This window comes from Gordonia sp. NPDC057258, from assembly GCF_042668985.1.
Taxonomy (GTDB): Bacteria; Actinomycetota; Actinomycetes; order Mycobacteriales; family Mycobacteriaceae; genus Gordonia; species Gordonia hongkongensis.
The window spans coordinates 61,231-71,665 of sequence record NZ_JBHUXZ010000027.1; the positions used below are offsets into that span (position 1 = coordinate 61,231).

8 protein-coding genes are annotated in these 10,435 nt (G+C 71.1%); 7 read left to right on the plus strand and 1 reads right to left on the minus strand.

The window, feature by feature from the left end:
- The first annotated feature begins 567 nt into the window (after window positions 1-567).
- Genes ACFUEJ_RS17700 through ACFUEJ_RS17710 form a run of 3 tightly spaced genes read left to right on the plus strand, consistent with a single transcriptional unit; the run spans window position 568 to window position 3,314 of the window.
- Window positions 568-1,569, plus strand: coding sequence for an ATP-binding cassette domain-containing protein (locus ACFUEJ_RS17700; protein WP_259936349.1), 1,002 nt, complete (start codon window positions 568-570; stop codon window positions 1,567-1,569).
- Complete coding sequence (locus ACFUEJ_RS17705) at window positions 1,566-2,396, plus strand: ABC transporter permease (protein ID WP_159370558.1); 831 nt, start codon at window positions 1,566-1,568, stop codon at window positions 2,394-2,396. The genes ACFUEJ_RS17700 and ACFUEJ_RS17705 overlap by 4 nt, the downstream gene beginning before the upstream one ends.
- A 39-nt stretch (window positions 2,397-2,435) precedes the next feature.
- Complete coding sequence (locus ACFUEJ_RS17710) at window positions 2,436-3,314, plus strand: glycosyltransferase family 2 protein (RefSeq protein WP_058252728.1); 879 nt, start codon at window positions 2,436-2,438, stop codon at window positions 3,312-3,314.
- 28 nt (window positions 3,315-3,342) lie between these two features.
- Here ACFUEJ_RS17710 and ACFUEJ_RS17715 read toward each other — a convergent pair whose 3' ends face one another.
- Entirely contained in the window at window positions 3,343-4,674 is a 1,332-nt protein-coding gene (locus ACFUEJ_RS17715; protein WP_231742518.1) for a glycosyltransferase, read from the minus strand.
- 179 nt (window positions 4,675-4,853) lie between these two features.
- Here ACFUEJ_RS17715 and ACFUEJ_RS17720 point away from each other — a divergent pair, with 179 nt between their 5' ends.
- From ACFUEJ_RS17720 to ACFUEJ_RS17735, 4 genes are read left to right on the plus strand one after another with little or no spacing between them, the layout of a single operon-like run.
- The gene (locus ACFUEJ_RS17720) at window positions 4,854-6,206 is read left to right on the plus strand and encodes a glycosyltransferase (RefSeq protein WP_223258809.1); all 1,353 of its coding nucleotides are present in this window, start codon (window positions 4,854-4,856) and stop codon (window positions 6,204-6,206) included.
- Window positions 6,203-7,672: a hypothetical protein gene (locus ACFUEJ_RS17725; protein ID WP_277244447.1), complete on the plus strand. Its 1,470-nt coding sequence runs from the start codon at window positions 6,203-6,205 to the stop codon at window positions 7,670-7,672. Before ACFUEJ_RS17720 ends, ACFUEJ_RS17725 begins: the two co-directional genes overlap by 4 nt.
- A gap of 31 nt (window positions 7,673-7,703) precedes the next feature.
- Window positions 7,704-9,086: a hypothetical protein gene (locus tag ACFUEJ_RS17730; RefSeq protein WP_068969921.1), complete on the plus strand. Its 1,383-nt coding sequence runs from the start codon at window positions 7,704-7,706 to the stop codon at window positions 9,084-9,086.
- Complete coding sequence (locus ACFUEJ_RS17735; protein ID WP_388030869.1) at window positions 9,083-10,381, plus strand: glycosyltransferase; 1,299 nt, start codon at window positions 9,083-9,085, stop codon at window positions 10,379-10,381. Before ACFUEJ_RS17730 ends, ACFUEJ_RS17735 begins: the two co-directional genes overlap by 4 nt.
- Window positions 10,382-10,435 lie beyond the last annotated feature (54 nt).

The window sequence follows — 10,435 nt, forward strand, 5'->3', positions numbered from 1 at the left end:
GGGCCGCGACGCCATGCCACGCCTTCGCCGGCATGGCCCCCCGGCCCATGAGTTCTGATCTGAGACAACAGGAATCGCCCGTACCCCGATGCACGCGCACGACCTTGTCCGACGACGTTCCGGAGGTCTCTCCGGTCGAACGGACCGCATCACTGCCGCCTGTGTCTGAACCGAGCCTAAGCGGTCGCATCGGACATGTGCAGCGGCAGGAGTCCGTGAGCTTGATCACGGGGACGGTATCCGGGTGTGCACGGACGCACCGCCGGTTTCGGAATCGCGCTGCGAGACAGAGGGTTCTGATCCGTGCTGGGTGTTCGGCCTTGCGGTCAAGGGCGTTTCGTTGCGTTCATGTAAAGAACTCATGACGAGCGGCTGCCGCACAGGGGTGGCATCGGAGGGAATGCGCGGTCAGGCCGGGTTGCGCCGAAATGCATTGCCGGGCAGCACGGTATGCCGGGACAGGTCACGTTGCGGCACCCGGGGAGCTCACCTACCGTGGGCCGAGAAGGGTGCCGGCAGCGGAGCGAGCGGGCCCGTTCGAAGTCGACCACACGCATCGGGGGTGCCATGTCCACGACCGTCCCGGCCATCGAGGCCCACGGTCTGACCAAGCAGTACGGCGGGACGCGTGCGGTCGACGCCGTCGACCTCCACGTACCCGCGGGCGGGGTGTTCGCCCTGCTCGGAACCAACGGTGCGGGCAAGACCACCACCGTGCGCATGCTCGCGACCTTGCTGCGCCCGGATGCCGGGGACGCTCGGATCTTCGGGCACGACGTCGTCGCGGAGGCGACGGCGGTTCGATCGCTCATCGGGGTCACGGGGCAATATGCCTCGGTCGACGAGGATCTCACCGCTCGCGAGAACCTGATGATCTTCGGTCGTCTGATCGGGTCGTCGCGCCGCCGCGCCCGGGTGCGTGCCGACGAACTGCTCGAGGAATTCGGGCTGGGGGCGGTCGCCACCCGCCGGGTGGGGCACTTCTCCGGCGGGATGCGCCGGCGCCTCGATCTCGCGGCTTCGCTGATCACCCGGCCACGCCTGCTGTTCCTCGACGAGCCGACCACCGGACTCGACCCACGGACGCGGGCGCAGATGTGGCAGACGGTTCGTGAGATGGTGGCGCGCGGTTCGACCGTGCTGCTGACCACCCAATATCTCGACGAGGCCGATGAACTCGCCGATCACATCGCGGTCATGGATCGCGGCCGGGTGGTCGCCGACGGGACCGCCGACGAATTGAAAGCCGGAGTCGGCGACATGAGTGTGAAACTCGAATTGGCCGATGCGGACGATCTGATCGCCGCGGCAGAGGTGTGCGCGCCGTTCACCGCGAACGGCGAGGCGACGATCGCGCGCGGCGAGGGCATCCTCGTACTGCCCATGTCCGACATCGACCCCCTCGCCGACATCCTCGGTGCGCTCCGCGCGCGCGGGCTCGGGTTGACGTCGGTCAACGTCGTGCGCCCGACCCTCGACGAGGTGTTCTTCGCGCTGACCGACGGGGGCGACCCCACGCGATCGGCACCGATGGCGGCACAGGCGGATTCGGCGGGAGCCCGCGCATGACCACCGGTTCCCTGCAGCCGAGCGCACTCGCCGCCGGCGACGCCCCGGCCGAACCCCACGACCGGGTTCGGCCGACCGCCGCGGTGATGCAGTCACTCACCATGACCCATCGTGGCCTGCTGAAGATCAAACACAACCCGCAGCAGCTGTTCGACGTCATCGTGCTGCCCATCGTGTTCACGGTCATGTTCTCCTCGATCTTCGGCGGCGCGATCGCCGGGAACGTGGTGGGCTACCTGCCGCTGCTCATTCCCGGCGTACTGGTTCAGGTGTGTGTCGCGGCGTCGGTGGTCACCGGCGTCCAGCTGCGCGAGGACCTCGATCGCGGGGTGTTCGACCGGTTCAAGTCGCTGCCGATCGCGCGCATCGCGCCGCTGGCCGGCGCCCTGGTGGCCAACACGTTGCGGTACGTGGTGGCCTCGGCCATCACGGTCTGCGTCGGGGTGATCATGGGGTACCGGCCGGCGAGCCCCGTGGGGGTCGCCATCGCCTGTGTCCTGATCGTGGTGGTGGCATTCTCGCTGAGCTGGATCTTCGCGCTGCTCGGCGTCCTGCTCGACAAGGCGTCGACCGTCCAGGGCGTCTCGATGCTCGTGCTGATGCCGATCACCTTCGTGTCGAACGCCCTCGTCCCGATCGACACCATGCCCGGATGGATGCAGGCCTGTGCGTCGGCGAATCCGGTGTCCCATCTCGTCACGGCAGCGCGCGGACTGGCCGCGGGCGAAGACGTGGGAACCGACATCGCCTACACGCTCGTGGGCGCGGCGGCCGTCCTCGCCGTCGTGGTGCCGGTGACCCTGCGGACCTACATGCGGCGGACCTGAGTGTCCGCACCGAACCGATCAGCGCAAGGAGTAGCCATCATGGGCACGCCGCTCACCTTCTCGGTGGTCGTCCCGGTCTTCGACGAGGAGGACACGATCGGCGACTGTTTGACCCGCCTGGCCGCACAGTTCGACCAGATCACCGAGATCGTGGTGGTGGACAACAACTCGACCGACGGCGGCCGGGCGGTGATCGATGCCTGGTGTTCGGCTGATCCCCGTGTCCGGGTGATCGACGAAGCACGACAGGGGTTGGTCTACGCGCGCAACGCCGGACTCGACGCCGCGACCGGTGATCTCATCGCCCGCATCGACGCCGACACCCGGGTGCCGCCGGACTGGGCGCGGACGATCGTGGAGTTCTTCACCGCGGATGTCCGCGGTGACTGGGCGGCCCTGTGCGGGCGCGGGGAGGCCTACGACGTGCCGCTCGCCGGCAGGTTCGACCGGTGGAAGACCCGGCTGCACCCGCTGAACAAGTTGCGGAGCGAGAAGTCCGTGTCCGAGGTGCCTGTCCTGTACGGCTCGAACATGGTGCTGCGCCGTGCGACCTGGGTGCGGATCCGGGACCGTGTCAGCATGCGACGCAACATCTTCGAAGACGTCGACATGGGACTGTGTGTCGGTGACGCCGGGGGCCGTAACGCGTTTCTCCGCTCGCTGACCGTCGGGGTGTCACCGCGCCGGATGGAGACCGGCATGGTGCCGTTCGTCCGCTACATGAGTTTCCTGCCGCGAACGTTCCTGCTGCACCGTCGCTTCGGGTTGGCAGCGGGTTCGGCGGCGGTGTACGTGCCCGCTATCACGGTCGCGCATGCGCTACGACTTGTCGTGTTGCGGTCCTACGACTCCCGGACCGGGCGCGTCGACCCGCGAAACCTGTTGCGGGGCGGTGGTTCCGATCGAGTCCTCCCGTAGGGTCGGGCGGTCGGTCGGCGTTCCGGGATCAGCCGGCGCCGCGCACCGTCGTGACGCGCACCGTGTCCTCGACGATGTCGGCCGCCGTGTGTACGGCCTCGTCGGGGGCGATGAGTCGACTGCGGAGCTCGGCGGACCGTCCCCGGACCTCGGTGTCCAGGATCGTGTCGAGGGCGCCGATCAGCGACTCCGCTGTCACCCGAGCCATCGGCAGCGTGGCCCCGACCGCGGCCTTGCTCACCGCCCGGCCCCAGATCGGCTGATCGGCGCCGACCCACGTGATCAGCGTCGGCAGGCCGGCACGCAACCCGGCGGCCACCGAACCCGCGCCGCCGTGGTGGACCGCGGCCCGACACCGCGGCAGCACGGTGTCGTGATCGACGTGTCCGACGACGCGGATCGCATCCGTGAGTCCCGATGCCTCGGATTCAGATGTGGCAGAGCCGGATTCGGTCGACATGAAACCGCTCCAGCCGCCCGACACCAGCAGGCGGATCCCGAGTCGCCGCGCTGCGGTACGGAATGCATCGGCCAGACCGTCGGGGTCGGCGGGCAGCATGCTGCCGAAGCCGACGTACACCGGGGCGTCGCCGGCGTCGAGCCAGTCGGCCAGCGTCCCCGCTCCCGAGGCCCCGTCGAGTCCGGCGTCGCCCACCCCGGCGCGTTGCGCGGCCGCAAGGGTGAAGAACCCGACCAGCGGCCGGCGCCGGCCCCACTGGGTCGCGAGTCCGTCGAAGAGGGCCGGATCGTAGGCCTGGATCTCGGGAACGCCGGTACGGCCGATGAGTTCGGAATACGGGTGGTTCAGCGGCGACAGTCCGAGATCGGCCCGCAGCGTGGTCTCCGCCGAGCGGGTGGCGAGCCACAGGGCGCGTTCGGCGACGCGCCAGCTCAGGTCGTTGACGATCGCCGGGGCGTCGATGCCCAGGTGCGCGAGCAACGACACCGAGCTGTTGCGCCGGATGGGGCAGTAGTGCAACGGGATGTGGGGGATGCCGAGGACCGCCGAGACATTGTGGGCGCGTTCCTGACCGGCGCTGCTCGCGATGATCGCATCCGCGCCGTCGGCGAGTTCGAGCAACCGCTGCTGCATCGCCCGGCCGTCCCGCACCGACATCGCCGACACCGCACGCAACCGGGTCCGGGGGTTCTTCGACCGCATGTCCTCCCGGACCATCTCCGAGTCGAGCAGGGCACGGGTGCTCGACCCGTACGACTCGGTGGGAACCCCTGCGCCGCTGCCGAAGTCGACCAGGTCGGGTGGCAGCGCGAGAGTCGCCGTGTGGCCCCGGCCCACGAGCTCGGCGGCCAGGGCGACGGCCGGCTGGGCATCGCCGCGACTGCCGTTGACTGCGATCACGAACCTCAACGTCGAACCCCTCACGTCTGGGTGCGGTCGGATGGGCGACCCGTGCCCGGCGGTGGCGGATCGGGACCGATTCTAAACACGGTCGGCCACCGCGGCGCGCGGCCGGAGACCGGGATCACCACCCGGCCGGGAACCAGGATCACCGGGCGGTCGGCATGAGGATCTCGTTCGTGATCAACGGAACCCGCGGGGACGTCCAACCGGCGACGGTGCTGGCCTGCGCGCTCGCGCGGCGCGGACACGACGTCCGTCTCGGGGTGCCGCCCAACATGATCGGGCCGGCTCTGGATTGGGCAGACGGCATCACCGGGCTCGAGGTCGTGCGTCTCGGCGTGGACACCCGGGCCCACCTCGAGTCGGTGGCGCGAGCCCGGAAGCAGGCCGGCCGTCATCCGCTGCGACGGCTGCGCGTGCTGCTGTCGCTCCGGAACGCCGGGTGGGACCAGCTCGTCTCCGACATGGCCGAGGTCGTCGACGGTGCCGATGTCATCGTCACGGGATTGATCACCGAACAGCCCGCTCTCGCCTTCGCCGAGTCCGCCGGCGTCCCCCTGATCTCCCTTCATCACGCGCCGGTGCGGCGTAACAGTCGGGTCGCACCGGTGCCCGGTCACCTCCCGGGCGGACCGCGTGCCGTCCGGACGCAATGGGCCGCCTACGACGCCGCGTTCGCCGTCCTCACCCGACGGCGTGAGCGCCGGCTGCGCATGCACCTCGGGTCGACGGGGTCGTCGGCGTCCTACGCCGCCCGACTGCGGGCAGCGCCCGGCCTCGAATTGCAGGCCTACGACCCGATGTTCGGCGTGGAGCACGAACGCAGATGGACCGCCGACTCCGCGGTTCGTCGTCGTCCGACGGTCGGTTTTCTCGGATCGCCGGCAGACCAGCCCGTCACCGGCTCCGATGCGCTCGCGTCCTGGCTCGACGCCGGGGACGCCCCGATCTATGTCGGATTCGGGAGCATGCCGCTGCGGGGGGAGGCGGCCACCTTGCGCGTCGTCACCGAACTCGGTCGGCGGCTCGGTCGACGAGTCCTGGTGTGCGCCGGCTGGACCGAAATGGACGCCGAGGTCCGGGCCGAGATCGCATCCGAGGCGGTGCGGATCGAGTCCCAGGTCGATCACCGCACGGTCTTCGGCCGATGCGCGGTGGTGGTCCACCACGGCGGCGCCGGAACCACGGCGGCCGTTCTGCGCGCGGGCCGGCCGTCGGTCGTCTGCTGGTACGGCGCGGATCAGCCGTTCTGGGGCGCCGAACTCGAACGCCTGGGGGTCGGCGTGGCGATGCCCATGGCCCGCGCGGGACGGGACCTGGACGTGGACCGGTTGACCGACGCCGTCGCGTCGATGCTCGATCCCGCAGCCGCCGAGCGGTCCGGACGGCTCCGCGACGCCCTGGTGGCCGAGGATGTGGCGCTCGGGGACGCCGTGCGCGAGATCGAGCGTACGGTGACAAGCTCGAGCACGGGGCCACGGCTCCCACAGGGACCACACAGTCACAGCGCAACGAAGGTGGACGTATGACGACGACGAAGTCGCCCATGGCCGAACAACCCGACGCCGGGCGGGCACCGGGTCTGCGTGGCCTCGCAGCCCGGCTCCGCGACGAGCGGGCGGCGATCCGAGGCGAGCGCCTGACCTCCGAGGACGCCCCGTTCTGGTTCGTCACGCCGGCACTCGGCTGGTCGGTGGTGCTCCAGCTCGTGTGGGTGTTCGACGAGGAGGTCTCGATCGAGACGCTGACCGCGATGAACGCCGCGTTCGCGCGAGGGCGCCTCAACCGCATGCTCGTCGTACCGGATGTCGTCGGAGCCCGCCCGCGGTGGGTTGCCGCGCCCGACGCACCCGGGCTGGCCGCCGACAGCCGACCGGTGCCGGAGGCGGAGATCGACGACTGGGCGACCGCCGAGATGTCCTCGGTTCCCCTCGACGCCGAGGGCGGGCGGTGCTGGCGCCTGCGGTCGGCGCCCACCGCGTCGGGTGGAACGGTGGTGTCCCTCTGTGCCCTGCACGTCGTCACCGACGGTCGCGGCATGCTCGCGGCGGCCGCCGAGGCCGCCTCGGCGTCGGAGGTGCCACTGGCTCGCGACGCGGACCGGGCGTCCGGGGCCGATCCGGCGGCGACGACGCGTCCGCCGGTCTCGTGGCGGCGGCAGCGGATCGGCGACCTCGCCGACGCCGGGTCGCAGGCCGGCGCGGTCCTCGCCGGGCTCGTGCGGGCGGCACTCGAGCAGCGCAAGGCCGGTGGCCCCGAACCCGACCCGCGTCCGGTCCGCGCGCCGATAGCCGAACGGTCGCCGGCCGCCGACTTCACCTGGGCGACCGCGACGGTCCCCGCGACGGACTTCGACCGGGTCGCCGCCGAGCACGACGGCACCGCGAACACGCTGTTCATCGCGGTGGTCACCGGCTTGCTGCGCTCCAGTGGCCATGCGCCGCTGCCGAATCCGATCAAGGTCGGGGTCCCCGTCGACCGTCGTGAGAGCGAGGCGGACACCCGGTCCAACCCGATCGCCGGTGTGTCGGTGTACCTCACCGACGAGCCGGTCGCCGGTGGCGATCTCGGCGGCATCCGGGCGGCGTGCAAGGCGGCTTTCGTCCGGCTGTCGGAGGGTCGCCGGGCACCGCACATCCACCTGCGGCCGTTGGCCTGGTTCCTGCCGCCCGCGGTCATCGTGAAGCTGGTCAGCGCGGGCAACGGGATCCCCGACGCGGTGATCTCCAACCTCGGCGACATCCCCTCGGAGGCAACGGTGCTCGGCGGGCGGTCGGCGCGCAAGGTCGCATTCCGCGGCATGGCTCAGGGCGTCGACGCCTCGGTCGGCCAGCGCTTCGGTGACGGCGTCCAGTCGTGGCTGGTCCGCACCCGTGATCAGGTGACCTTCACCGTGCTCGGTTGCGACGAGACGAGTTTTCCCTCCGATGCCGTGGTCGCGGACCTGCTCGACCGGGAACTGACGGCCTGGGGTCTGCCCCATGAGATCTGGTGATCATGACCCCTCGTGAAGCTGAGGAGCACACGTGACGGCAACGGCAACCGACACCCGTCCCGCCGAGGTACTCCGCGTGACCGGCCCCGACGAGTCGTACCTGCTCGTCGCGGAACTGTTCGGGATGGGTGCGCCCATCCAGATCACCTGGGTCTTCGACGACGACCCGGGGGACGCGGCGATCGAGTCGTTGTGCGCCGGACTCGCGGCCGGGCCGCTGCATCGTGCGGTGTCGCGCCGTCGGGTCCCGTTCGCCCGGCACCGCTGGGTGCGATCGACGATGCCGGTCCGACCCGGGCCGGTGGCGGTCGTCGAGGCCGACGCCGTCGGGGAGTGGGCCGACGCCGTCCTCCGCGCGAGCCGTCTCGATCCCGTGCGGGGAACCGGTTGGCAGCTCGACTCGGCTCGGATCCGCGGCGGCGGGCGCGCGGTGTCCCTGCTCGCCTCCCACATGATCACCGACGGTCACGGCCTCTACCGGCTGGTGGCCGACGCCGCGGCGGGCCGCACCGCCGGTCTGCCCGCTCCCGTCAGCGGACACTCTTGGGAGGCGGTCCGCGCCGACGCCGCCGACGCCGCCGAGTCGGTGCGCGCAGCCGCCCGATCAGCGCGAATCCTGATCCGCGAGGCCCGGGCGGCGCGAGGCACCGACACCGGGTCCGCCGACACCCGATCCGCGCCGGGATCGTCGCGTACCACGCGTCCGGCGAGACCACGGTCCGCGCCCGAGCCGGACACGACGCTGGCGACGGTCGACGTCTCGGCAACCGAATGGGCCGCGCGCGCCACCGAGCACGGCGGTACCGGCAACTCCCTGTTCACCGCCTTGCTCGCCGGTATCGTGCACCGTTCGGGTCGCCCGCTCGACGGTCCGATGAAGGTGTGCATCGCGGTCAGCAAGCGGGACGGCGACGACGACAACCGCGCCAATGCGTCGGGCGGGGTGTGGATCCGCCTTGCCGACCCCGTCGAACCGGACACCGACCTCACCGCCATCCGGTCATCGAGCAAACGGGCCTTCGTCGACTACGCCGAGTCCGGGGCCGATCAGGCCGCCGACAACCTGCAGCCGATCGTGCGCATCCTGCCGAGACGGCTCATCGGTCGGTTGATGCGCGGAATCCCCGGACCCGACACCACCGTGTCGAATCTCGGGGCCACGCCCGACTCGGCGATGCGGATCGGCGGTCACACGGCGTCCCGGTTCGCCATCCGCGCGGTGATGCAGGGGATGCCCGCCCAGGAGCGGCGCGAACGCGGCCCGGCGGTCGCCGCCTGGGCGGTCACCTACGGCGACACCGTCACGCTCACGTTCTTCGGCATCGACCCCGACGATTTCGGCGATCCCGTCCGGCTGCGCACACTGATCGCCGACGAGTTGACCGCCTGGCGGATCGGACATCGATTCTGGTGACGCCGGCACACATCGCGATCGTTCTGTACGGCAGCCGGGGCGACATCCAGCCCGGTATCTGCCTCGCCCTCGAACTCCAGGTGCGCGGCCACCGCGTGAGCGCCCTCGTCCCACCGAACCTGGCCGGTCTCGCGCGGGCAACGGGCGTGCGGGACGTCCACGAGATCGGCCTCGACTCCGGCACCGCGTGGTCGTCGGAGGACGCGCGGTCAGCGCGCAACAGTCGTAACCCATTGGCGCGGATGGCGTTTGCGCTGCGGACGGTCCGCGGCGGATTCGACGCCCTGGACGCCGCCCTCGAGCGACTCTTCATCGCGGCTACGGCGCCGCTGCGCGACACCGACCTCCTCGTCGTCGCGCCGCTGTGCCAGGACCGCGGGCTGGCGGTCGCCGAACATCTGGGCATCCCGCTGACCGTGCTGAGATACGGCCCGATGTCGGAGAACGGACTCCTCGGCGCCGTACCGGGACTCACCGACAGCTGGTCGCCGGAGTGGAAGCGGCGCTCCTGGCGCCTCGCCGACCGGTTGACCTGGGCCGCGACCGGATGGAACGAGAATCGGTTCCGGCGCCGGCTCGGGCTCGACCGGGCTCGGCGACCGCTGCCGGTGCGGCTGAACGCCTCCGGGATCCCCCAGATCCAGGCCTACGATGCGGAGATGGTTCCGGGCCTCGCCGCGGAGTGGGACGATCGCAAACCCGTCGTCGGATTCTTCGACCTGCCCGCGGGAAGCCGGGCGGGTATCTCCGAGATCGACGCCGGGGCAACCGATCTCGGCCGATGGCTGGCCGCCGGCGAAGCTCCGCTGTTCGTGACGTTCGGCAGCATGCCGATCCTCGACCCGGAGGCTCTGATCGCCCGCTGGCGGACAGCCGCCCGTGCCCAGGGGGTGCGCTGCCTCATCGCCATGGGAGATCCGACCGGAGTCGATCCCGACGACCCGGACGTGTTCTACGTCGCGGGTGTCGACCACGCGTCGGTCCTGCCGCGATGCGCGGCCGCAGTCCATCACGGCGGCGCCGGCACCACCGCGGCGAGTCTGCGGGCCGGCCTCCCCACCCTGGTTTGCGCGGTCACCGCCGATCAGCCGTTCTGGGGTGAACGGGTCCGTGCCCTGGGCGTCGGGGCGGCCGTCCGGCTGTCGAGTTTCACCGACGACGACGCGCGCGCGGGTCTCGCGGTCCTGTTCGACGACGGAACCCGTTCGGCCGCTGCTGCTCTCGCCCGCCGGATGACGCCCGCCGACAAGGCCGTCGCGGCGGCCGCCGACATCTGCGAAGCCCGGCTGACCTAGAACCGGCACCCACGACCGCTCAGACGACTGCGGCCACCGACCCTCTCGGGTCGG

Excerpts from the sequence above, each read along its gene's own strand:
- ACFUEJ_RS17710 (WP_058252728.1), top strand. The coding sequence starts at position 2,436 with ATGGGCACGCCGCTCACCTTCTCGGTGGTCGTCCCGGTCTTCGACGAG.
- ACFUEJ_RS17700 (WP_259936349.1), top strand. The coding sequence starts at position 568 with ATGTCCACGACCGTCCCGGCCATCGAGGCCCACGGTCTGACCAAGCAG.
- ACFUEJ_RS17725 (WP_277244447.1), top strand. The coding sequence starts at position 6,203 with ATGACGACGACGAAGTCGCCCATGGCCGAACAACCCGACGCCGGGCGG.
- ACFUEJ_RS17705 (WP_159370558.1), top strand. The coding sequence starts at position 1,566 with ATGACCACCGGTTCCCTGCAGCCGAGCGCACTCGCCGCCGGCGACGCC.